Consider the following 22,828-nt stretch of genomic DNA (forward strand, 5'->3'; position numbering starts at 1 on the left):
AATGGAAAAGTGTGAAAAAATTACAACGTGACAAGATGGTTTATATGAAATGTATTATTGTACTTTATTGTTTTAAATGGATTTATTTTGACGTGTGTGAATTTGAAATAAATCCACTCTGCAAGTAAGAGAATTATTTGCGTAGTTCATCACATTTAATCAAATTCAATCTTGTTGTGATTACTTTTGAAAATTAGAGTGAGGGCACAATATCCTGGACATCTGTAATGAATGTTCAGCAACTTCGTCTACTGGAGATCGTTATGGAGATCCTCTACAACATCTTTACCGTCTTTTTTAATCAGGTCATGACCAATGCACCGTTGCTGTTGGGTATCGTGACCTGCCTCGGCTACATCCTGTTGCGTAAAAGTGTCAGCGTCATTATCAAAGGCACGATCAAAACGATTATCGGTTTTATGTTATTGCAGGCAGGGTCGGGCATTCTGACCAGCACGTTTAAACCGGTGGTGGCGAAGATGTCTGAGGTTTACGGTATCAATGGCGCGATCTCCGATACCTATGCCTCCATGATGGCAACCATCGAACGAATGGGGGATGCCTACAGTTGGGTAGGGTACGCCGTACTGTTAGCGCTGGCGCTGAACATTTGTTACGTACTACTACGGCGTATTACCGGCATTAGAACCATCATGCTGACCGGGCACATCATGTTCCAGCAGGCGGGGCTGATTGCTGTCTCTTTCTACATCTTTGGTTACCCGATGTGGACCACCATCATCTGTACTGCGGTGCTGGTGTCGCTCTACTGGGGCATTACCTCCAATATGATGTACAAACCGACGCAGGAAGTAACTGACGGCTGTGGTTTTTCCATCGGTCACCAGCAGCAGTTCGCCTCCTGGATTGCTTACAAAGTCGCGCCGTATCTGGGTAAGAAAGAGGAGAGCGTAGAAGATCTCAAGCTGCCTGGCTGGCTGAATATCTTCCATGACAATATCGTTTCCACTGCGATTGTGATGACCATCTTTTTCGGGGCGATCCTGCTCTCTTTCGGCATTGATGTGGTTCAGGCGATGGCGGGTAAAACCCACTGGACGGTGTATATCCTGCAAACCGGTTTTTCGTTTGCTGTCGCTATCTTCATCATCACCCAGGGCGTACGTATGTTCGTTGCTGAACTTTCAGAAGCGTTCAACGGTATCTCTCAACGTCTGATCCCCGGCGCGGTGCTGGCTATCGACTGCGCCGCGATTTACAGCTTTGCCCCCAACGCGGTGGTCTGGGGCTTTATGTGGGGCACCATCGGCCAACTGATTGCGGTAGGTATTCTGGTTGCCTGCGGTTCTTCCATCCTGATTATCCCAGGCTTTATCCCGATGTTCTTCTCGAACGCCACCATCGGCGTATTTGCCAACCACTTTGGCGGCTGGCGCGCGGCGCTCAAGATTTGCCTGGTGATGGGGATGATCGAAATCTTCGGCTGCGTCTGGGCGGTTAAGCTCACCGGTATGAGCGCCTGGATGGGCATGGCGGACTGGTCAATTCTGGCACCGCCGATGATGCAGGGCTTTGCCTCCATCGGCATCGTGTTTATGGCCGTCATTATTCTGATTGCACTGGCTTATATGTTTTTCGCAGGACGCACGTTGCGTGCTGAGGAAGACGCAGAAAAACAACTGGCAGAACACTCTGCTTAATAAGGAGTTCCGATTATGACCGTACGTATTCTGGCTGTGTGTGGCAATGGGCAGGGCAGTTCCATGATCATGAAAATGAAGGTGGACCAGTTTTTAACCCAGTCAAATATTGACCATACGGTAAACAGCTGCGCCGTGGGCGAATACAAAAGTGAACTGAGCGGCGCGGATATCATCATCGCCTCTACGCATATCGCCGGTGAGATTACCGTTTCTGGCAATAAATATGTCGTTGGCGTACGCAACATGCTGTCTCCTGCCGATTTTGGACCAAAACTGCTGGAAGTGATCAAAGCGCATTTCCCACAGGACGTGAAGTAAGGGGGCGGCATATGAAATTACGTGACTCGCTGGCAGACAATAATTCCATCCTTTTGCAAGCCGAGGCCAGTACCTGGCAGGAAGCGGTAAAGCTTGGCGTGGATCTGCTGGTTAAGGCTGATGTGGTTGAACCACGCTACTACCAGGCCATCCTTGATGGCGTTGAGCAGTTTGGCCCGTACTTTGTGATTGCGCCAGGCCTGGCGATGCCGCATGGCCGTCCGGAGGAAGGGGTCAGGAAAACCGGTTTTGCGCTGGTGACGCTGAAAACGCCGCTGGTGTTTAATCACGAAGATAACGACCCGGTCGATATTCTGATAACGATGGCGGCAGTTGACGCCAACACTCATCAGGAAGTGGGCATCATGCAGATCGTGAATCTCTTTGATGACGAATCCAATTTCGACCGTTTACGCGCCTGTCGCACCGCGCAGGAAGTGTTGGATTTAATTGATAACGCCACTGCGGCGGCTGTTTAAAAGGATACCAAAATGTCATTACCTATGTTGCAGGTTGCGCTGGACAACCAATCAATGTCTTCCGCGTATGAAACGACACGTCTGATTGCCGAAGAGGTCGATATCATTGAGGTGGGCACTATTCTTTGCGTGGCAGAGGGCGTGCGCGCCGTTCGTGACCTGAAGGCGCTTTACCCGCATAAAATTGTGCTGGCGGACGCCAAAATTGCCGATGCGGGAAAAATCCTCTCCCGCATGTGTTTCGAAGCCAACGCTGACTGGGTCACCGTCATCTGCTGTGCGGATATCAACACCACCAAGGGGGCGCTGGAAGTGGCGAAAGAATTTAACGGTGATGTACAGATTGAACTGACGGGTTACTGGACCTGGGAGCAGGCGCAAGAGTGGCGTGACGCGGGCATTGGGCAAGTTGTGTATCACCGCAGCCGTGATGCGCAGGCGGCGGGTGTGGCGTGGGGAGAGGCGGATATCAGTGCGATCAAACGGCTGTCCGAGATGGGCTTTAAAGTCACTGTCACCGGCGGTCTGGCGCTGGAAGATCTGCCGCTGTTCCAGGGAATTCCGATTCACGTCTTTATTGCCGGTCGCAGCATTCGCGATGCCGCCTCTCCGGTGGAAGCGGCCCGTCAGTTCAAACGTTCTATCGCCCAGCTGTGGGGATAAGGAGCGACTATGTTGTCGAAACAGGTCCCGCTCGGTATTTATGAAAAAGCGCTCCCCGGCGGGGAGTGCTGGCTGGAACGCCTGCAGCTGGCGAAGGAACTGGGCTTTGACTTTGTCGAAATGTCGGTTGATGAAACCGACGATCGCCTGGCGCGTCTTGACTGGAGCCGCGAGCAGCGACTGGCGCTGGTGGCCGCTATCGCCGAGACAGGGATACGGGTACCGTCCATGTGCCTGAGCGCTCATCGTCGTTTCCCGCTGGGTAGTGAAGATGATGCGGTACGCGACCAAGGGCTGAAGATCATGCGTAAAGCGATTCAGTTTGCGCAGGATATCGGTATTCGCGTTATTCAACTGGCGGGTTACGACGTCTATTACCAGCAGGCCAATAACGAAACGCGTCGTCGGTTTCGCGATGGGCTGAAAGAAAGCGTAGAGATGGCGAGTCGTGCACAGGTGACGCTGGCGATGGAGATCATGGATTATCCACTGATGAATTCGATCAGTAAGGCGTTGGGTTACGCCCACTATCTCAACAATCCGTGGTTCCAGCTGTATCCCGATATTGGCAATTTGTCGGCGTGGGATAACGACGTGCAGATGGAGTTGCAGGCGGGAATGGGCCATATCGTTGCCGTACACGTGAAAGATACCAAACCCGGCGTATTCAAAAATGTGCCGTTTGGTGAAGGGATTGTCGATTTCGAACGTTGTTTTGCGACGCTCAAACAGAGTGGGTATTGCGGGCCATACCTGATTGAGATGTGGAGTGAAACGTCGGACGACCCGGCACGTGAAGTGGCGAAGGCGCGCGACTGGGTAAAAGCGCGTATGGCCAGCGCCGGTCTGGAGGAGGCGGTGTAATGCACAAACTCAAACAGCAGGTTTTTGAGGCCAATATGGATCTGCCGCGCTACGGGCTGGTGACGTTTACCTGGGGTAATGTCAGCGCCATCGACCGCGAACGCGGGCTGGTGGTAATTAAGCCCAGCGGCGTCGACTACCAAACAATGACAGTGGATGACATGGTGGTTGTGGATCTGCACGGCAACGTGGTGGAAGGACGTTATCGTCCTTCTTCCGATACCGCCACCCATCTGGCGCTGTATCGCCGCTATTCCTCTCTTGGCGGCGTGGTGCATACCCACTCAACCCACGCGACGGCATGGGCGCAGGCAGGTCTGGCAATACCCGCGCTCGGCACCACGCATGCGGATTATTTCTTTGGCGACATTCCGTGTACCAGGGCACTAAGCGAAGAAGAGGTTCAGGGTGAATATGAGCTGAACACCGGAGAGGTGATCATCGAAACGCTGGGTGACGTTGAACCACTGCATACGCCGGGGATTGTGGTGTATCAGCACGGTCCGTTTGCCTGGGGGAAAGATGCACATGATGCGGTACACAATGCCGTGGTGATGGAAGAGGTGGCGCGGATGGCGTGGATTGCGCGCGGCATTAATCCGGCGCTCAGCCCCATCGACAGTTATCTGATGAATAAGCACTTCATGCGTAAGCACGGCCCAAATGCCTATTACGGGCAGAAGTAGGAAAAAACGTTCCGGAGCCAACTCTTCATGGGGATGAGATCGGTCTGGCTTCGGGATTGTTTTGCAAAAAAAGCCCCCGGTGAAGGGGGCAAGTCAAACTGTGGCAATGTTCTCGTTGGTTATTTCTGGTGTTAACGATAAATATCTGCACTGGCGTGCATATTTCCGTTACTACCGGGTTCCCTGGTGAGGATCACGTGGTAGTAGGTTGCGCCTTGCGCATCGGTCTCTTCATTCAGGGCCTGAGTGGCTTCACTTTCAGTGGCGAAGTTATGATTTATGTAAATGACGCCTAAGCTCTGCACATCATCCATGTTCCTGGCCTGACGGTTATCAATTTTGATGGCTGCCGTTGCATTTGCACTGAGCAAAAGCACAGCCAGAAGGGTCAAAACACGGGCTCGCATATGTACCTCCTCGACTGCGGTCGCTGGTTGCTTCTCTCCTGTGAGTGATTAGCTTCTGATGTAATTTTAACCGCTGTCGGCGCAGTCGATAGCGACCATTTCTGATGCAGTTGTTCAAAAAATTACCGCATAGCCATCTTTTCTTTAATTAACAGTCTGCTGGTGTATACCGCTGCGGTGAAAAAATACCTGCCTTTCGCGCATAAGCTCTTACCAAATAGTCAATTTAATCGGGGGAGTACGCCGTTTATAGTGAGCCGGATAATTAATATAACTTTATGATAATAAGGCAAAAACTTATGGATACTTCATTCATGGATTTCAGCTACTTTGTGATTATGTTCATGGTCGCACTGGTGGCTGGCTTTATTAACGTGGTGTCGGGCGGTGGTGGTTTTCTCTCTATTGGCGCACTCTTAATTTCTGGTTTACCCCCGGCTAATGCGCTGGCAACCAATAAAATCCAGGCGCTGGGTAGCTCGCTGACCTCCGGAATTTACTTTTTACGCCGGGGGCACATCAACGTGCAGGAGCACAAGTATGTGTTTTTATCTGCCTTTATTGGTTCTGCGATGGGAACGACGCTTATCCAGTTCATTGAACCGGAACTGCTGAAAAAACTGCTCCCAATCCTGATTATCGCAGTCGCCATTTACTTCATTTTTGCGCCAAACCTTAGCGAACCGAAAAGAAAGCAGCAGGTATCCCTGTTTCTCTTCTCGTTGATCTGCGGGGGATGCATTGGTTTTTATGATGGCTTTCTCGGTGCCGGGGCCGGTTCCTTTTATACGCTCAGCTATATACTGCTGTGGGGATACAGTATCGATAAAGCGCAAATCCACTCTAATTTTATTAACCTGGCGTCGAACATCGCCTCGATTTTATTCTTCATTTTCGGCGGTAAAATGATCTGGTCGCTGGGGCTGGTGATGTTTGCCGGGCAATCCCTCGGCGCACGTCTGGGTGCGACAGTCGTACTGACGCGCGGCAAGAAAGTCATCCGACCCATGATTGTCATCGTCTCTATTTGTATCAGCATCAAAATGCTGCTGGATATGTATTAATGGCGACATGATAAATAATCGTACAAGCACCTTGAGTTTACCTGCTGACCCCAGTATTATGACGCGTCATTTTTCAGCCGACCTTTAACACGTTCCTTGCCTCCATGGGCCTCGGCTGACCCAGACAGGAGGCTGAATAATCCGTAAGGAGCAATTCGATGCGTCATTACGAAATCGTTTTTATGGTCCATCCTGACCAGAGCGAACAGGTTCCGGGTATGATCGAACGCTACACTGCTGCCATCACTGGTGCAGAAGGCACGATCCACCGTCTGGAAGACTGGGGCCGCCGTCAGCTGGCTTACCCGATCAACAAACTGCACAAAGCTCACTACGTTCTGATGAACGTTGAAGCGCCGCAGGAAGTGATCGATGAGCTGGAAACTACCTTCCGCTTCAACGATGCCGTTATCCGCAGCATGGTTATGCGTACTAAACACGCTGTTACCGAAGCATCTCCGATGGTTAAAGCGAAAGACGAGCGTCGTGAACGTCGCGATGATTTCGCTAACGAAACCGCAGATGATGCTGAAGCTGGGGATTCTGAAGAGTAATTTCTGATGACCAACCGTCTGGCGTTGTCCGGCACCGTGTGCAGGGCTCCCCTTCGAAAGGTCAGTCCATCAGGAATTCCTCATTGCCAGTTCGTGCTTGAGCATCGTTCTGTGCAGGAGGAAGCCGGGTTTCACCGGCAGGCGTGGTGCCAAATGCCCGTTATTATTAGCGGACACGAAAACCAGGCCATTACTCACAGTATAACGGTCGGTAGCGCAGTGACCGTTCAGGGGTTCATCTCTTGCCACAAGGCAAAGAACGGCCTGAGCAAAATGGTTCTGCATGCCGAGCAGATTGAATTGATAGATTCTGGAGACTAGCCATATGGCACGTTATTTCCGTCGTCGCAAGTTCTGCCGTTTCACCGCGGAAGGCGTTCAAGAGATCGACTATAAAGATATCGCTACGCTGAAAAACTACATCACCGAAAGCGGTAAGATTGTCCCAAGCCGTATCACCGGTACCCGTGCAAAATACCAGCGTCAGCTGGCTCGCGCTATCAAACGCGCTCGCTACCTGTCCCTGCTGCCGTACACTGATCGTCATCAGTAATCGGTCACGGTCCATTAATACGACTTTGAGAGGATAAGGTAATGCAAGTTATTCTGCTTGATAAAGTAGCAAACCTGGGTAGCCTGGGTGATCAGGTTAACGTTAAAGCGGGCTATGCTCGTAACTTCCTGGTACCACAGGGTAAAGCTGTTCCTGCTACCAAGAAAAACGTTGAATTTTTCGAAGCGCGTCGCGCTGAGCTGGAAGCTAAACTGGCTGACGTTCTGTCCGCTGCTGAAGCTCGTGCTGAGAAAATCAACGCACTGGAAACCGTAACCATCGCGTCTAAAGCTGGCGACGAAGGTAAACTGTTCGGTTCCATCGGTACTCGCGACATCGCTGACGCTGTAACTGCAGCTGGCGTTGAAGTAGCTAAGAGCGAAGTTCGTCTGCCGAACGGCGTTCTGCGTACCACTGGTGAGCACGAAGTGAGCTTCCAGGTTCACAGCGAAGTGTTTGCTAAGCTGACTGTAAACGTAGTTGCAGAATAAGTTTTTATTCTGATGACCGCGTAAAAGCGCCGGCCCTGTGCCGGCGTTTTGCTTTTCTGTTCCCCCGCTTTTCTCTCTGGCTATTCTTTATCCTTTTCGGGATAATCACAAAAATAAAACATTATTTCAAAGTGGTGATGGAATGGAACCAACGCACCAACCTCTGTTTGCGCGTAAAAATGTTGTCTACCTGAGCGCAGCGTTCTGCTGCCTGCTGTGGGGAAGTGCTTATCCGGCGATCAAAAGCGGATATGAGATCTTCCAGATTGCCACGGATGACATTCCCTCAAAGATTGTCTTTGCCGGATATCGCTTTCTGTTTGCGGGATTATTGCTGCTACTGCTGGCGTTAGCGCAGCGTAAACCGATTGGCCGGTTAAGCCCGCGTCAGTACGGCCAACTCACGCTGTTGGGACTGACGCAAACCTCGCTGCAATACATCTTCTTCTATATTGGCCTGGCATTCACGACGGGGGTAAAAGGGTCCATCATGAATGCGACCGGGACCTTCTTCAGCGTGCTGCTGGCCCATTTTATCTACCATAACGACAAACTGAGCTACAACAAAGCGCTGGGCTGTATCCTCGGCTTTGCTGGGGTGATGGTAGTGAACTTTAGCAGCGGACTGGATTTTAGCTTCAGCCTGTTAGGAGACGGCTCAGTAGTGATGGCGGCCTTTATTCTCTCTGCTGCCACGCTATATGGAAAACGTATTTCTCAGACGGTGGACCCGACGGTAATGACAGGGTACCAGTTGGGCGGTGGCGGTCTGGCGTTAGTTATCGGCGGCTACGCTTTTGGCGGCACGCTAACCGTACACGGTGCATCTTCGGTAGCGATTCTGGGCTACCTGACGTTACTCTCTTCGGTCGCTTTCGCCTTGTGGAGTATTCTGCTCAAACATAATCGCGTGGGGATGATTGCGCCGTTTAACTTCCTGATCCCGGTTTCGGGGGCGGTACTGTCGGCAATATTCCTCGGTGAAAACATTCTCGAATGGAAATATGCGGTAGCGCTGGTGCTGGTCTGTTCGGGGATCTGGTGGGTGAACAAGGTGAAGCGTTGACGCTTCACCTTGATGCCTGATGGCGCTATCGCTTATCAGGCCTGGAATCACGGGGCCACGGCGCCTAACGGGCGCGGATAAAACTGCCGTTAGGCTGGCGGGTAAACAGTACCTGCTGACCATTCCCGGTATCAATGGTTAATCCCGTCACCACGCCATTGGCATTCTGCCTGATCTGTATCATCTGACCGTCTTTCAGATTGCTCAGCGGTTTTCCGGCACCTTCAACCTGTGCCATCGCATACACATCGGTTGGCGGGAGGTTATGGTCACGGAATACCTGCGCCAGCGTTTTACCTGAGTCTACGCGATAGGAGCGCCACTGCTGGTCAATTCCGCTATCCTGTTGGAAAGGTTGTGTCTGCGGCTGAGATTGCTGGCCCTGAGGCTGTGCATCAGGTTCTCCTTCCTGGATTGGCTCTGGCGCAACCGGAGCGACCTGGCCGGGATCGTTTTGCGGCGGGACAAGCTGTGCCTGCAGCTGAGCCTCGGTCGGCGGCTGCGACTGTGACTGTAAATCCAGCTGGGCAGTACGCGTCACCACAGGGGTATCGCTGGTGTCACTGGAAGGGAGCAGGAAACCTATCACCAACACAATAGCAGCAATAATAATGCCGCGGCGGTGCATAGGCGGTAGCGGGTCCATAATGCGAAAATTGTCCGGTGCATGCCAGATTTTCGCCAGGGTTGGTTTTAATTCAAAGCGCCCGGGCATGGCTTTCCTCCTGCTCCGCGTCTCGTTCCTCGATCATAGAGTATAGATGGCTAACGCTATGATGTTCGTCATATTACCCGCTTTCGTGACGTCAACGCGGGATATTCCTATTGTTTATGTTTCCTCGCGATTTGTCATCTGTTCCCGAGACAAAGTTTTACCGGATGCGGCATGGCTGATATGCTGCCCGCTACTTTACATCCGATGAAAGGAAATATGATGGCTAACCCGACTTTTGACACTATCGAAGCGCAAGCAAGCTACGGCATTGGTTTGCAGGTAGGACAACAGCTGAGCGAATCCGGACTGGAAGGACTGTTGCCTGAAGCGCTGGTAGCGGGTATCGCTGACGCGCTGGAAGGTAAGCACCCGGCAGTGCCGGTTGATGTTGTGCATCGCGCACTGCGTGAAATCCACGAACGCGCCGATGCAGTACGTCGCGAGCGTTTCCAGGCTATGGCGGCTGATGGCGTCAAATATCTGGAAGAAAACCGTGAGAAAGACGGTGTGAACAGCACTGAATCCGGTTTGCAGTTCCGTGTTCTGACCCAGGGTGAAGGTGCTATTCCGGCGCGTACTGACCGCGTTCGTGTGCACTACACCGGTAAACTGATCGACGGTACCGTGTTTGACAGCTCTGTCGCACGTGGCGAACCGGCTGAATTCCCGGTTAACGGCGTAATCCCTGGCTGGATTGAAGCGCTGACCCTGATGCCGGTAGGTTCCAAATGGGAACTGACTATTCCTCAGGAACTGGCTTACGGCGAGCGTGGCGCTGGCGCGTCCATTCCTCCGTTCAGCACGCTGGTGTTCGAAGTTGAGCTGCTTGAGATCCTGTAAGCAGTGACTTCTGTTCCCCCCGCGGCCGGGGGGAACAAAAAAATAGCGTGAAAAGCTATAGTTACGTCGTTGTCGATATTTTATCTTGCAAATGCCCCATCAGCGTGTATTTTTGTGAGCTGATTCGCGCTATCAGAGTGATATGACACTCACTTTAAACATTAAATTAACATTATATCTAAATCTTAGTATTCATCCCGCCAATTCTTACCTAATATCGATGAGTCCTGATCACAGGATCGTCGTATCATAGACACACTAAAGGCCGTAGAGCCTGAACAACACAGACAGGTACAGGAAGAAAAAACATGGTAGATCAGGTAAAAGTCGACACCGCTGAAGAGGCGTCGTCTGAACAGTCGCTACGGCGCAATCTCACAAACCGTCACATTCAACTTATTGCCATTGGTGGCGCTATCGGTACTGGCCTGTTTATGGGCTCCGGTAAAACCATCAGTCTCGCCGGACCGTCGATCATCTTTGTGTATATGATCATCGGTTTTATGCTGTTTTTCGTGATGCGTGCAATGGGTGAATTGCTGCTCTCGAATCTGGAGTACAAATCCTTTAGTGATTTTGCCTCTGACCTGCTCGGGCCATGGGCCGGGTATTTTACCGGCTGGACCTACTGGTTCTGCTGGGTCGTTACCGGGATGGCAGACGTGGTCGCGATTACCGCGTATGCGCAATTCTGGTTCCCCGAACTGTCAGACTGGGTCGCCTCGCTGGCGGTGATTGTGCTGCTGCTGAGCCTCAACCTTGCCACCGTTAAAATGTTTGGTGAGATGGAGTTCTGGTTTGCGATGATCAAAATCGTCGCCATTATCGGCCTGATTGTCGTTGGTCTGGTGATGGTGCTGACACACTTCCAGTCGCCAACCGGTGTTCAGGCATCGTTTACGCATCTGTGGAATGACGGTGGCTGGTTCCCGAAAGGTCTGAGCGGCTTCTTTGCCGGCTTCCAGATAGCGGTGTTCGCGTTTGTCGGTATTGAGCTGGTGGGAACGACCGCTGCGGAAACCAAGGATCCGGAAAAATCTCTGCCGCGCGCCATTAACTCGATTCCAATCCGTATCATCATGTTCTACGTTTTTGCGCTGATCGTGATTATGTCCGTTACGCCGTGGAGCTCGGTAGTGCCAACCAAGAGCCCATTCGTTGAACTGTTTGTGCTGGTTGGTCTGCCTGCTGCGGCGAGCCTGATCAACTTTGTGGTGCTGACTTCAGCTGCCTCTTCTGCAAACAGCGGCGTGTTCTCTACCAGCCGTATGCTGTTCGGCCTGGCGCAGGAAGGCGTTGCGCCTAAAGCGTTTGCCAAGCTGTCTAAACGCGCAGTTCCGGCGAAAGGTTTAACCTTCTCCTGTATCTGTCTGCTGGGCGGCGTGGTGATGCTGTACGTGAACCCGAGCGTGATTGGCGCCTTCACCATGATCACCACCGTATCGGCGATTCTGTTCATGTTCGTCTGGACCATCATTCTTTGCTCGTACCTGGTGTACCGCAAGCAGCGTCCTCACCTGCATGAAAAATCAATCTACAAGATGCCGTTAGGCAAGCTGATGTGCTGGGTATGTATGGCGTTTTTCGTCTTCGTACTGGTACTGCTGACGCTGGAAGATGATACCCGTCAGGCGCTGATCGTCACGCCGCTGTGGTTCATCGCGCTGGGTCTGGGCTGGTTGTTCATCGGTAAAAAACGTATGGCAGGTACGCGATAATCGCTACGCAGTGAGATGTAGGCCGGATAAGGCGTTTACGCCGTATTATGCCGCCGGGATTGCCTGATGCGCTGCGCTTATCAGGCCTACGTTCTGACACAAAAAAGGCCACATAAGCAGTGGCCGAATTCGGACTTCAGGAAGGCGCTCTCAGGCGCCTTTTTTTATTCACCTGCGAGGGCACGCGGGAACAACACATTGTTTTCCAAGCTGATGTGTTCCATCAGGTCGTCGATCATTTCGTTAATGCCGTTATACATGGCTTTCCAGGTGGTGCAGGCCTCTGGTGGCGGCGTTACGTTATGGGTGATGTGTTTGATCACTTCCACCAGTTCACCAGCATCGTCATGTTCGCTTTCCATTACGCTGATTGGCCCCATCGCCTGGCTGCCCATGCCTTGTTTGATCATCGGGAACAGGATCTGCTCTTCTTTCATCATGTGGCTGGACAGCTCTTCATGCAGCATGGTCAGGTTTTTCGCCAGGCCGCGCGGTACGTTCGGTTTGTCTGCGTGAACGCGTTCAACTTTAGTGGCCTGCAGGATCAGTTCCGGCAGCTGTTCGCGGTGTCTGTCGTGATAACGCACAATGATATGGTCGATGATTTCAGCCAGAGCCACGGTACGCCAGTCTTTCTCCAGCGGCTGTTCAGCCAGCTGCGCGAGCTGCGCTTCAATCACGTCTAAATCCAGCTCTTTACGCGCGGCTGCGCGTGCCAGCGTTTGCTTACCGCCGCAGCAGTAATCCATATCGTATTTACGAAACAGGGCCGAAGCGCGAGGAATAGAGAGCGCCAGTTCACCTAAAGGTTGATCGCGATAAGACATTGCCGTTACCTCATTCTCAATAATATAAGGTGTATTTTAAATGCAACTTATGGCGAAGGATATAACCCTTTCGAGGCAGAGGATTTTGTGATGACTGTCACGAAAATTTCTTATCTCTTTAACGTGCTGAATCTTATTGGAAAGGAGTGGTACGGCGAAAAAAGCTGCACCAGAGGATTAAATAAGCGCACGCCGCTGCCGATAGTTAGACCTCAGACAATACCTGCATAATAAAAGGCTACAGATGTTCAAACGAATCAAAGTGATAACCTTACTTATCACCGTGTTACTTGCGCTGGGCGCAATGCAGCTCATCTCCGCGGGCGTCTTTATTGGCGCGCTCAATAACGATAAGCAGAACTTTAACGTATCTCAACTTTCCAGCCAGAACGTGGCTGAGTTTACCGATGCTTGGATTAGCCTGAATCAGGCTCGCGTCACGCTCAACCGGGGCATGCTGCGTTTACAGGGAACAATGGCCAGCGATATTAACGGCGGTCAGTTGCAGGAGCTGGTGAACACGGCAAATCGCCTGTTGGCCGAATCGAAAGAGCATTACGATAAATACTACGCTCTGCCGGAAACTCCGGGGCTGGATGAGCATCTGGCCGATCGACTGGAAGAGCAGTACGGCATCTATTCTGCCACGCTGGCAAAAATGAACGCGCTGCTGGCTGAAGGAAAGCTGGAAGAGATGTTCAAGCAGAATGCCGAGCAAAAGCAAACGGCCATGCAGGAAGTTTATCGGCAATGGCGTAGCGCGCAAACGGCGCTGGCCACTACCGGAGTGCAGGACAATGAGAGTGATTACCAGAAGATAATCTGGCTGCTGTCCGCGGTGATGCTGATTGTCGTCACCGTGATTATCGCCAGTTGGCTGGCGATGCAGCGAGTGCTGCTCAAGCCGCTCCACGAGGTGATGGGACATATTCGCCACATTGCCGCAGGTGATTTGACGCACCGCATCAACGCCGATGGCAGTAATGAAATGGCGCTGCTGGCAAGCAGTGTCCGAGACATGCAGCAGGCGCTGGCGAATACGGTCAGCGTGGTGCGTGACGGGGCCGATACTATCTATACCGGCGCGGGTGAAATTGCCGCTGGCAGCAACGATCTCTCTTCACGTACCGAGCAACAGGCTGCCTCTCTGGAAGAGACTGCTGCCAGCATGGAACAACTTACCGCAACCGTGAGACAGAACGCGGATAACGCGCGTCAGGCGACCAGTCTGGCAAAAAATGCCTCGCAGACGGCGCAGAAAGGCGGAAACGTGGTCGATGGCGTGGTGCGTACGATGGATGAAATCGCCAACAGTTCCAGCAAAATCGCGCAAATTACCAATGTTATCGACGGTATTGCCTTCCAGACTAATATTCTTGCGCTGAACGCGGCGGTAGAAGCGGCGCGTGCGGGCGAGCAAGGGCGTGGGTTTGCCGTGGTCGCAGGCGAGGTGCGCACGCTGGCGCAGCGTAGCGCTCAGGCGGCGAAAGAGATTAAAGCGCTGATTGATGATTCGGGGAATCGAGTCAATGCCGGTACGGCGCTGGTACATGAGGCGGGCGAAACGATGGCGGAAATTGTTAGCGCCGTGACCCGCGTGACCGACATCATGGGGGAGATTGCCTCTGCTTCTGATGAACAAAGTCGGGGTATCGATCAGGTAGGCCAGGCTGTTGCCGAAATGGATCGCGTGACGCAGCAAAACGCCTCGCTGGTAGAAGAGTCCGCTTCCGCCGCTGCCGCGCTTGAAGAGCAGGCCGCGCGGTTGAATCAGACGGTGGCGGTGTTTAAAGTTTAACGTCTGCTCCGGCCTACAAGATATTACCCAGTAGGCCGGATAAGCAGCGCCAACCGGCACATTATGATTGTGAAACCACTACGACGCTCGGTTTCTGCGGCTTGGCCCTGACGGCTATCACCACCCCAACCATCAGCAGTGCTATTCCGCTAACCGTCAGCAGAGGTGGAAATTCCTGACGCAGAATAAAGGTGTACAACAAACCGGCCAGCGTTTCGAAGACAATCAACGGGCCGAGGATAACCGTCGGCAATTTTTGGCTGGCGACGTTCCAGCACAGTGCGCCAACCCACGAACACAAGACAGCAATGGCTATCATCAGGCCGATAAACACACCCGGACGCGGACCGAAGGGCAGAGCGAAGTCCGGCGTTTGCCCGTTCAGCCACAGGCAGGCGGCAATGTAACCGAGCAGAGAAACAGGCAGCGTCACCAATGCCTGGGCCGTCGCCCACATCATCGGGTGCTTATCCGGATTCTCGCGCAGCCAGCGGGCATTACGCAGCGCATACCAGGCCCAACACACCACCGAGACAAGCGCCAGCGCGATGCCGGAACCATAACGCCAGCCGCTAAAGTCTGGTAACCCCTGATTCAGCTCCGAGATATTCACGCACAGCAATCCTATACCAATCAGCACCAGCGCAGGTGACAGACGCCACCATGATAATTTGCCGTCACGCTGGCTGTAGAGCAGGTTAGCGAAGACCGGGATCACCACCGGCAATGTACCAATAATCATTGTGGAGACCGGTGCGCCGGTGCGCTGGATGGCGCTTGCCAGGCAAACGTAATAAATCAGATTCCCCATCATTGTTAGCGTCAGCGCAGTTACCCAGTCTTTCCGCACGAGTTGACGCAGACGCGCACGTCCCAGCCAGGCAATCGGCAATGCGATCAGCCCCAGCGCCAGATAACGCCCCATCGACTGCAATACCGCCGGGTATTCCGGTACGATCAGCGGTCCAACAAAAATTAATCCCCACATCAGCCCAGCCAACAGGGCATACAACACACCGCTAATCATTTTTGACATCCACATCGTTTAACAATGAGTCGAGTGTAGGCAGGAAAAATGCCGCCGTATTGTATGAGATTGCTGATCAACGCCGGACGACTTGTTTCTGATAACGCACCGGTGTAATGCCGTAGCGATGGGTAAACGCGCGGGTAAGATGCGACTGGTCGGTGAGGCCGGTTGCGGCGGCGACATCTGCGGCGGGCATACCGTAAGTGAGAAAACCTTTGGCTCGCCACAGGCGGATAGCCATCAGCATCTGGTGCGGCGTGACGTGGAAATGAGATTTAAACTGGCGCTGAAAATGCCAGGGACTCAGTGATGCAACCCGCGCCAGCTCGTCGAGCGTGACCGGATGCATATAATTATCGTGCAGATACTCGCGTACCCGTTCAAAGCGATGCGCCCCCTCCGGCAATACCGGCGCATGGCGGGCCAGCGGCTGGAACGTGTCGATCAGATCGAGTAGAAGGCCTTTTTGCGCCAGCGGATCCTCCGTGTTCCACAGGCCGTGGATTAGCGAGCAGATCTGGCGCGAGCGCAGCGGATCGTGACGCGTTACGTCATGAAACCACCAGTGGCGGATCCCGGTTACCTCTTCCAGAAGATCGGGTTCAAGATAAATCATTCGATAGCGCCAGCCGTCGGCAGTTTCAGCTTCGCCGGTATGCAGCTCATCGGGATTCATGGTGACGACGGAATGGGCGGGGGCCACGTACTGCGTGCCGCGATAGCGAAAACGTTCAGCTCCGGTTTCTATCGCGCCAATGCCAAACGCTTCATGGGTGTGCGGCTCAAAGGCGTAACGCGAGATGTGCGCATGATACAGCTCAACGCCCGGCACCTGCGCCAGATGGCGAAAGCGGGCGCTGTCTTTCTCATCAATAAATTGCTCAGGTACACCTTGCACGTTTTCTCTCCCCACGCATCATCCTGTCATTATCAGAGAGGATGCGCGGGGATGCCACCACAATTAACTAATTTTTAACACTTACACGATGCCTTTGACGCTGTCAGCCAACGAGGTGGTCGGGCGACCAATCAGTTTGCTCAGCGTATGGCTATCGTCGAACAGACCGCCTTTGGAGGCACCTGTGTCTGAGTCAGCCAGCATGTCTGCCAGTCCGGCAGGCAGGCCCACACCTTTTAGCGCGGCGGCAAAATCAGCTTCGCTCAGGTTCTGATACACCACTTTTTTGCCGCTCTGTTTTGCCAGCTCGGCAGCCAACTGGCTCAGGGTCCAACCTGCGTCGCCCGCCAGCTCATAGGTTTTACCGGCGTGACCATCTTCACTGATGACGCGCGCCGCAGCGGCGGCATAGTCGGCGCGAGTCGCTGAGGCAATTTTGCCTTCACCTGCTGCCCCGATAAACACGCCATGTTCCAGTGCCGCTGGTGCGCTGGCGAGATAGTTTTCGGTGTACCAGCCGTTACGCAGCAGCGCGTACGCGATACCGGATTCAGCCAGCATCTTCTCGGTTGCCACATGCTCATCAGCCAGCCCAAGCGGGGAGGTGTCGGCGTGCAGCAGGCTGGTGTAGGCGATAAATTTTACGTGGGCAGCTTTCGCTGCGTTAATCACGTTGCGATGCTGCGGGGCACGTTGTCCCACTTCGCTGGAGGAGATCAGCAGTAGCTTGTCGATACCCTGTAAGGCAGTTGTAAAGGCGGCTTCATCACTGTAATCCGCCTGACGAACGGTAATGCCCTGCTGGCTAAGCGCCGTCGCTTTAGCGGGATTACGCACAATTGCCACAATCTGGCTGGCAGGAACGGTTTTCAGCAGAGATTCAATAACGTGTTGGCCCAGTTGGCCGGTGGCGCCGGTAATCGCGATCATGGGGTGACTCCTTGGTATTGGTCTTGTGTTTAATCACGCTAACATCTAAACTTACTTTTAGTAAGTACGCACAAAAAGGTTAGTATGAAAATGACAGCTTCGACGCTCTCCCAGCAGTTACGCGATGGCAACTTGTTTGCCGAACAGTGTCCCTCCCGCGAGGTGTTAAAACACGTCACCAGCCGCTGGGGCGTGTTGATTCTGGTGGCGCTGCGCGACGGTACGCACCGTTTCAGCGATTTGCGCCGTAAGATGGGCGGGGTCAGTGAAAAGATGCTGGCGCAATCCCTGCAAGCGTTAGAGCATGACGGGTTTATCAATCGGGTGTCGTATCCGGTAGTACCACCGCATGTGGAGTATAGCCTGACGCCGTTGGGTGAGCAGGTGAGCGATAAAGTCGCCGCGCTGGCGGACTGGATAGAACTGAATTTGCCGCAGGTTTTAGCGCAGCGGGACGAACGGGCTGCGTAGCTTTGTAGGCCGGATAAGACGCTATTGCGTCGCATCCGGCACAAAAGTTACTTACTTAAATCCAGCTGATAAATGGCGAAACCGATGTCATCGGTCGCGACTTTCTTCAGCGGATACTGGCCTTTCTCTTTAATAAACGCAGCGGCTTTATCAGACGGTGATGTTTCAAAGCGAATATCCAGTGGTGTATCGCTGTGAATCGGCGCCAGACGCCAGTTGTTATCTGCCGCCGGGTGAATTTCACCAGCACGCTTCGTCTGTGCACCAATCCAGGCCGCCAGCACCGAGCGGTTTTCATCCGGAGAGGCAAACGCGATGTGGCTGTCGCCGGTTCCGGCAAATTTACCGCCGTAGGCGCGGTAGTTATCTGGAGTTCAGCCGCGATCCTGGCGATTTATCAGCCGGGTGACTATCTCATATTCTGTCAGTGCGTGTTACTTGGTTATGCACCATGCCAATAATTTTGTGTATACGGCAACGCCGATTTTCAGGCGTGGACAACCTTTGTGCACCGGCAGTATGAAGTTGTAGACCCATTAATATATAAGCTGCAAAAGTTGGTGATGCAGACAAGGGGTTTAGTGTAATAGCAAAAGAAGTAAAGCGACTGGCTGATGATGTTCAGCGCAGTTCAGTCGTTGTTCATGACCGGACTACTATGATACTGGATAATTCAGATGACATAAATGAGGCTATTATTGCGCAGAAAAGTCTTGTTTACCAAACAGTAGAAAACATACAAGAAATAACAGAATCAATAAGTATTTTTATATAAAAATCGGAATGTATGGAAAAATGCTTAAGCATATATCAATTACTCAATTTTTAAACATTGTTGATATAGAACATATACTTTGGAAGTTTAATGTCTATCAAACCCTCTTAAATAAAGAAAAGAGTAAACAAGCAACATCATATCATCAATGCCGGCTGGGGAAATGGTTTTACGGTTGCGTCTGGTAAAATATTCTCACAGTTTAAAAATTTCCCCCTCCTGGCAGCGCCTCATAAAAAAGTACATAATTCGGGAAATACAGCCTTAAGGGAGTTTACTGCGGGCAATTTTGATAAAATGTCAAAAGAACTTGGTCTATGGAAAAAGCCAGTGCAGAAGTCATGCATCAGATATCTCAGTTGGTGTATGAACTAAGTCACAGATAACAACTGACTCAATTTTGACCATCAGCCTTGAGGTGCGAATAATAAAAATAAACTTGGCACCATTGTCATTCTGGCGGAGCCAGTCCGGAAACCTTCGGACTGGCTCCATTGTTGAAGTCCTGTATCACCAACCAGACGGATAGTATCTGATTTGTCAGGCCTGTAGGTGACTATTTCACCTTTCAACGGATATTTAGTATTTTTATGGACGCGTAAACAGATAAAAGATTTCCCTAAAGGGGCATAATGCATATATTTTATTCATTACAAACACTTCCAATTTGCAGATGCTCCAGTCTGCAGCATGGGCTACGCCGGTAAATGTTGATGCCAGTGCTAGACTAGGGGTAAGTATAAGTTTAAATGTTATCATTCTCATTATATTATATACTCTTTCAATCGTTAATTAATACGAACGTAATTCACTATGATGAACCTTCATGGATATGAAATTTGCAATCACTCAAATTTCAATGTGGACTATTATGCTGACTAGCAATTGTCCATTCTTACATGTAACAGTTGATGAAGCCGATGTCTATTCTATCTTTTCTCTTTCTATTATAATCAGCATTTGAGATATTTTTTGTATGCTAAGATCGCCAAAGCCAAAAAACATAGCTGAAAATCCATTTTCTTTCCATTTCAATTCAGAACCATTTTGTAATTCATTTAACGTATCGAAGCGTAACCCAGCTTCCAGACAACGTTTACGTAGCTTTTTTACATACTCTTCTGAGTATGGGGAAATTAATGAGAGATGTAGTCCTGAATTGATTCCCCAAACAAAACCCTCTGGAAATAGTTGTTTTAACCCTTTATGAAGATGGTTTTGTCTTTCTCGGTACATAACAGATAGCCTGGATAAGTGGTTATGAAATGCGCGGCTGCGCATAAAGTCTGCTATAAACTGTTGTTGTATCCAGTTACTACCACTGTTGTTTAATGATTTGATATTCTTTATTACTTGCACAAGCGGTTCTGGACAAACAAGATATCCCAGTCTTATTCCTGGCCCCAGGGTTTTAGAAAATGTACCTGCATAAATAACTCTATCTTGATTATCCAGAGATTTAAGTGTTGGTAAATTATTATCGTTGTATGAGAACTCACTATCGTAATCGTCCTCAATTATATAGGCTCCTGTCAATAATGCCCACTGGAGTAGCGTTTTACGCCTGGCGAGTGATAACCGACAGCCTAAAGGGTATTGGTGAGACGGTGTCACATAACACAGGTGGGTTGCTTCTTTTGGTAATTGATTGACACATAATCCATTTTTATCGACATTTACACAAGTGATCTTTGCGCCGTAATAATTAAATACATGCCATGCACCCGAGTAACAAGGTGATTCCGTAACGATATGACATGGTGAAATGTCTGTTGATGACTTTTTAAAAGTAAATAACTGAGCTAATAATGATAAACCCTCTTGTATTCCGTTGGTTATTATAATGCATTTAGATGCTACATTTATATTTCGTGAAGTATATAAGTGGCGAGAAATCTCTTCCTTTAATTCCAAAAGGCCGGACGGAGAGTGATAACGAGTGGCTAATTCTATTTTTTTGATACTTGGTGTGTTATTCCATGTTTTCCAGTTTGCCCATGGATATGCAGTCGAATCAGGAATGCTTATCTGACTGTATATTTCTGTCGACGATTCAACGTATAAATCATCAGGCGTTTTTATTGTATCAGGTATAAAACTGTTTGAATTTTTGGTTCTTGGTGATTTTTGTGAGGCTAATCTTATTGGTTTATCGAAAATAACCTGATAGCCAATTCCACGAACAGATTTAATATAGTTATTAATCAGGAGTTTTTCGTATGCCAGAGTAACTGTTATGCGTGCAACCTTTAACTCTCTGGATAATTCACGAACAGATGGGAGTTTATCACCAGAGAGATATACTCCTTCATGCATTTTTTGGCGATAATATTGATAAATTTGCATCTGCAATGGTAAACCGCATTGCCTGTCAATTTTAGGTAATCCCATGTAAGCCCACCATTATTTATTGTATTAATTTTTTTAATTAACCCAGATTGCCTCCTTATACTACTTATATAATGAAGTGTATACATACGTATTTTAGATATATTAATTATTTTTAAGTGTCACGTATTTTAGATATATTAATGATTTTTAAGTGTCCCTAGGGTAATTGTCATTGATTCTTGTTACCATTTGACTCGTGAGATAATTGCGTTAAGTGTTATTGCAATGGGAGTTATTCTCAAATCTGTATGAAAGTAGTGCTATGTCTATATATTATTCTGTTTTGTGAATGGAATCACACAGCAATAAGTGGGTTTTAAGCAAAAGGAACGTGTGTAAAGAAATGAAAATTTAATATCATCTACGCCTAATGAGCTATGCGGCATGGCTCTATATGCATTGTCTGGTGTATCTATTAGATTGTTCCCTGTACCTGTTAGATTAACAACTGGAGAAAATTATCTGGTAATACAAAAATGTCATTAATACGAAAAAAAATATTATTGGTTTTTATTAGCGGAGCTGTGGCAATGTTAGCCCTATTGTGGGGAGGCTGGCAGGGGATACATTACACCAGTACGACAGAATTTTGCCTATCCTGCCATTCAATGGCTACGGTAGGACAAGAATACCAACGAAGCACACACTTCAAGAATGCTTCTGGTGTACGTGCTGAATGCCGTGACTGCCATATTCCTCCGGGAATTTTCCCCACACTTATACGTAAAGGTGAAGCTCTCAATGACTTTTACCATGAATTTATATCTCCATCTATTGATACTCCAGAGGCTTTTAAAAATAAAAGAGCAGAATTAGCTCAACGTGAATGGAAGCGGATGAGTGAGAATAATTCGGCTGCCTGTAAATCCTGTCATACTTATACTGCAATGGATCACAGCAAACAGTCAGTTACTGCGGCGACACAAATGACGCCAGCTGCAGTGAAGGACAGTAACTGTATTGATTGCCATAAAGGGATTGCGCACGATAAGCCTGATATGAGCAGCGGGTTTCGTAGCCAGTATAAAAATCTTGTCCAGCAAAGCAATTCTCTGCCTGATTCATCCGTGCTCTATACCTTGACAGAGAAACCTCTTATGGCTTCTGTCGAAACCACAGTAGGTAAAGCCATAATAATGCCAGCAACGGAGGTCATTGTACTGAATAAAAAAGAAAATAAAGTTCTTATTAAAGTGACTGGCTGGAGAGAAAGTTCTGGACGAGGTCGCGTTATTGCTCAGTATCCAGGTAAAAGGGTTTTTTCTGCCGTACTGGATGAAACTTTAACTCCGCTTGTGAAAATAATTAAAACCCAGATTGAACCAACGTCACATCAGGAATGGCAACAAGTTAGTTTTGAAGCCTGGACTACCGTTGATGGTTTCACCGATAGTATCGAACCCATATGGCAATATGCCGCACAAATGTATGAAGCAACTTGCAGTGGTTGCCATAGCGCGCCCCCAACTACACGTTATAACGCCAATGGCTGGATTGCCGGGCTTAAATCCATGTCAATTTATTACAGGCTTCAGAAGCAGGAAGAGTATACGTTATTAAAATATCTACAGAACTCAGCCAGTGATACCAAGAATAACCATTAACGTTTAATAATTAATATGCTAG

At 50.1% G+C, this 22,828-nt stretch carries 25 protein-coding genes and 2 pseudogenes; 19 read left to right on the forward strand and 8 right to left on the reverse strand.

The genetic code is table 11. The annotated features are described in order from the left end of the window. Positions 1 to 263 precede the first annotated feature (263 nt). Genes ulaA through BZK41_RS18040 form a run of 6 tightly spaced genes read left to right on the forward strand, consistent with a single transcriptional unit; the run spans position 264 to position 4,674 of the window. The gene (gene ulaA / locus BZK41_RS18015) at positions 264 to 1,661 is read left to right on the forward strand and encodes a PTS ascorbate transporter subunit IIC (protein ID WP_003830456.1); all 1,398 of its coding nucleotides are present in this window, start codon (positions 264 to 266) and stop codon (positions 1,659 to 1,661) included. A 15-nt stretch (positions 1,662 to 1,676) separates the two neighbouring features. Next, entirely contained in the window at positions 1,677 to 1,982 is a 306-nt protein-coding gene (ulaB, locus tag BZK41_RS18020; RefSeq protein ID WP_003025655.1) for a PTS ascorbate transporter subunit IIB, read from the forward strand. 11 nt (positions 1,983 to 1,993) lie between these two features. Further along, positions 1,994 to 2,461 (forward strand): PTS ascorbate transporter subunit IIA, encoded by a 468-nt coding sequence (gene ulaC, locus BZK41_RS18025; RefSeq protein WP_079939050.1) that lies wholly within the window; start codon positions 1,994 to 1,996, stop codon positions 2,459 to 2,461. Between the two features lie 12 nt (positions 2,462 to 2,473). After that, positions 2,474 to 3,124: a 3-keto-L-gulonate-6-phosphate decarboxylase UlaD gene (gene ulaD / locus BZK41_RS18030; RefSeq protein WP_003025660.1), complete on the forward strand. Its 651-nt coding sequence runs from the start codon at positions 2,474 to 2,476 to the stop codon at positions 3,122 to 3,124. A 9-nt stretch (positions 3,125 to 3,133) separates the two neighbouring features. Further along, positions 3,134 to 3,988 (forward strand): L-ribulose-5-phosphate 3-epimerase, encoded by an 855-nt coding sequence (locus BZK41_RS18035; RefSeq protein ID WP_079939051.1) that lies wholly within the window; start codon positions 3,134 to 3,136, stop codon positions 3,986 to 3,988. After that, entirely contained in the window at positions 3,988 to 4,674 is a 687-nt protein-coding gene (locus tag BZK41_RS18040) for an L-ribulose-5-phosphate 4-epimerase (RefSeq protein WP_079939052.1), read from the forward strand. Before BZK41_RS18035 ends, BZK41_RS18040 begins: the two co-directional genes overlap by 1 nt. A gap of 131 nt (positions 4,675 to 4,805) precedes the next feature. On the opposite strand, the gene yjfY is transcribed toward BZK41_RS18040, so the two are convergent. Further along, positions 4,806 to 5,081: a DUF1471 family protein YjfY gene (yjfY, locus tag BZK41_RS18045; protein ID WP_079939053.1), complete on the reverse strand. Its 276-nt coding sequence runs from the start codon at positions 5,079 to 5,081 to the stop codon at positions 4,806 to 4,808. Between the two features lie 299 nt (positions 5,082 to 5,380). Here yjfY and BZK41_RS18050 point away from each other — a divergent pair, with 299 nt between their 5' ends. The 7 genes and pseudogenes from BZK41_RS18050 to BZK41_RS18075 all read left to right on the forward strand — a co-directional run bounded on the left by BZK41_RS18050 (position 5,381) and on the right by BZK41_RS18075 (position 8,809). Continuing rightward, positions 5,381 to 6,145, forward strand: coding sequence for a TSUP family transporter (locus BZK41_RS18050; protein WP_079939054.1), 765 nt, complete (start codon positions 5,381 to 5,383; stop codon positions 6,143 to 6,145). Positions 6,146 to 6,155: 10 nt separating this feature from the next. After that, positions 6,156 to 6,233 (forward strand): annotated as a pseudogene (locus BZK41_RS27575) (hypothetical protein); the annotation flags it as partial. Positions 6,234 to 6,303: 70 nt separating this feature from the next. After that, positions 6,304 to 6,699, forward strand: a complete 396-nt coding sequence (gene rpsF, locus BZK41_RS18055) for a 30S ribosomal protein S6 (protein WP_003025672.1) — start codon at positions 6,304 to 6,306, stop codon at positions 6,697 to 6,699. Positions 6,700 to 6,705: 6 nt separating this feature from the next. Next, entirely contained in the window at positions 6,706 to 7,020 is a 315-nt protein-coding gene (gene priB, locus BZK41_RS18060) for a primosomal replication protein N (protein ID WP_003025674.1), read from the forward strand. 4 nt (positions 7,021 to 7,024) lie between these two features. Beyond that, a complete protein-coding gene (gene rpsR / locus BZK41_RS18065; RefSeq protein ID WP_000135199.1) occupies positions 7,025 to 7,252 on the forward strand; it encodes a 30S ribosomal protein S18 in 228 nt (75 codons plus the stop codon). Positions 7,253 to 7,293: 41 nt separating this feature from the next. After that, positions 7,294 to 7,743 (forward strand): 50S ribosomal protein L9, encoded by a 450-nt coding sequence (gene rplI / locus BZK41_RS18070; RefSeq protein ID WP_003025676.1) that lies wholly within the window; start codon positions 7,294 to 7,296, stop codon positions 7,741 to 7,743. A gap of 142 nt (positions 7,744 to 7,885) precedes the next feature. Beyond that, on the forward strand, positions 7,886 to 8,809 hold the full coding sequence (locus BZK41_RS18075; RefSeq protein ID WP_079939055.1) for a DMT family transporter: 924 nt from the start codon (positions 7,886 to 7,888) through the stop codon (positions 8,807 to 8,809). A gap of 64 nt (positions 8,810 to 8,873) precedes the next feature. On the opposite strand, the gene BZK41_RS18080 is transcribed toward BZK41_RS18075, so the two are convergent. Then, positions 8,874 to 9,524 (reverse strand): LysM-like peptidoglycan-binding domain-containing protein, encoded by a 651-nt coding sequence (locus BZK41_RS18080; protein ID WP_079939056.1) that lies wholly within the window; start codon positions 9,522 to 9,524, stop codon positions 8,874 to 8,876. Positions 9,525 to 9,743: 219 nt separating this feature from the next. Here BZK41_RS18080 and fklB point away from each other — a divergent pair, with 219 nt between their 5' ends. Further along, positions 9,744 to 10,364, forward strand: coding sequence for an FKBP-type peptidyl-prolyl cis-trans isomerase (fklB, locus tag BZK41_RS18085; protein WP_032934269.1), 621 nt, complete (start codon positions 9,744 to 9,746; stop codon positions 10,362 to 10,364). Between the two features lie 308 nt (positions 10,365 to 10,672). Further along, positions 10,673 to 12,082: a D-serine/D-alanine/glycine transporter gene (gene cycA / locus BZK41_RS18090; RefSeq protein ID WP_003830438.1), complete on the forward strand. Its 1,410-nt coding sequence runs from the start codon at positions 10,673 to 10,675 to the stop codon at positions 12,080 to 12,082. A 164-nt stretch (positions 12,083 to 12,246) separates the two neighbouring features. Here the strand turns inward: cycA and ytfE are convergent, their stop codons facing one another. After that, positions 12,247 to 12,909, reverse strand: coding sequence for an iron-sulfur cluster repair protein YtfE (gene ytfE, locus BZK41_RS18095; protein WP_003025690.1), 663 nt, complete (start codon positions 12,907 to 12,909; stop codon positions 12,247 to 12,249). A gap of 244 nt (positions 12,910 to 13,153) precedes the next feature. On the opposite strand from ytfE, the gene BZK41_RS18100 reads away from it, so the two are divergent. Beyond that, complete coding sequence (locus tag BZK41_RS18100) at positions 13,154 to 14,707, forward strand: methyl-accepting chemotaxis protein (protein ID WP_079939057.1); 1,554 nt, start codon at positions 13,154 to 13,156, stop codon at positions 14,705 to 14,707. Positions 14,708 to 14,768: 61 nt separating this feature from the next. Here BZK41_RS18100 and BZK41_RS18105 read toward each other — a convergent pair whose 3' ends face one another. The 3 genes from BZK41_RS18105 to BZK41_RS18115 all read right to left on the reverse strand — a co-directional run bounded on the left by BZK41_RS18105 (position 14,769) and on the right by BZK41_RS18115 (position 17,565). Further along, on the reverse strand, positions 14,769 to 15,734 hold the full coding sequence (locus BZK41_RS18105) for a DMT family transporter (RefSeq protein ID WP_048236274.1): 966 nt from the start codon (positions 15,732 to 15,734) through the stop codon (positions 14,769 to 14,771). A gap of 76 nt (positions 15,735 to 15,810) precedes the next feature. Continuing rightward, positions 15,811 to 16,635: an AraC family transcriptional regulator gene (locus BZK41_RS18110; RefSeq protein WP_079939091.1), complete on the reverse strand. Its 825-nt coding sequence runs from the start codon at positions 16,633 to 16,635 to the stop codon at positions 15,811 to 15,813. 81 nt (positions 16,636 to 16,716) lie between these two features. Continuing rightward, positions 16,717 to 17,565: an SDR family oxidoreductase gene (locus BZK41_RS18115; protein ID WP_060682842.1), complete on the reverse strand. Its 849-nt coding sequence runs from the start codon at positions 17,563 to 17,565 to the stop codon at positions 16,717 to 16,719. A 90-nt stretch (positions 17,566 to 17,655) separates the two neighbouring features. On the opposite strand from BZK41_RS18115, the gene BZK41_RS18120 reads away from it, so the two are divergent. Next, positions 17,656 to 18,036: a helix-turn-helix domain-containing protein gene (locus BZK41_RS18120; protein ID WP_032934267.1), complete on the forward strand. Its 381-nt coding sequence runs from the start codon at positions 17,656 to 17,658 to the stop codon at positions 18,034 to 18,036. A 47-nt stretch (positions 18,037 to 18,083) separates the two neighbouring features. Here the strand turns inward: BZK41_RS18120 and BZK41_RS18125 are convergent. Continuing rightward, positions 18,084 to 18,404: pseudogene (locus BZK41_RS18125) on the reverse strand (2',3'-cyclic-nucleotide 2'-phosphodiesterase); the annotation flags it as partial. Between the two features lie 427 nt (positions 18,405 to 18,831). Between BZK41_RS18125 and BZK41_RS27770 the strand changes: the two are divergent. Then, positions 18,832 to 18,999, forward strand: coding sequence for a CZB domain-containing protein (locus tag BZK41_RS27770; RefSeq protein ID WP_172313229.1), 168 nt, complete (start codon positions 18,832 to 18,834; stop codon positions 18,997 to 18,999). Positions 19,000 to 19,735: 736 nt separating this feature from the next. Here BZK41_RS27770 and BZK41_RS18135 read toward each other — a convergent pair. Then, the gene (locus BZK41_RS18135) at positions 19,736 to 21,202 is read right to left on the reverse strand and encodes a PLP-dependent aminotransferase family protein (RefSeq protein ID WP_079939059.1); all 1,467 of its coding nucleotides are present in this window, start codon (positions 21,200 to 21,202) and stop codon (positions 19,736 to 19,738) included. 476 nt (positions 21,203 to 21,678) lie between these two features. Between BZK41_RS18135 and torC the strand changes: the two genes are divergently transcribed. Next, positions 21,679 to 22,806, forward strand: a complete 1,128-nt coding sequence (gene torC, locus BZK41_RS18140) for a pentaheme c-type cytochrome TorC (RefSeq protein ID WP_079939060.1) — start codon at positions 21,679 to 21,681, stop codon at positions 22,804 to 22,806. Positions 22,807 to 22,828: the final 22 nt, after the last annotated feature.

The sequence above is a fragment of the Citrobacter sp. A316 genome (assembly GCF_002042945.1).
Lineage (GTDB): Bacteria > Pseudomonadota > Gammaproteobacteria > Enterobacterales > Enterobacteriaceae > Citrobacter > Citrobacter portucalensis.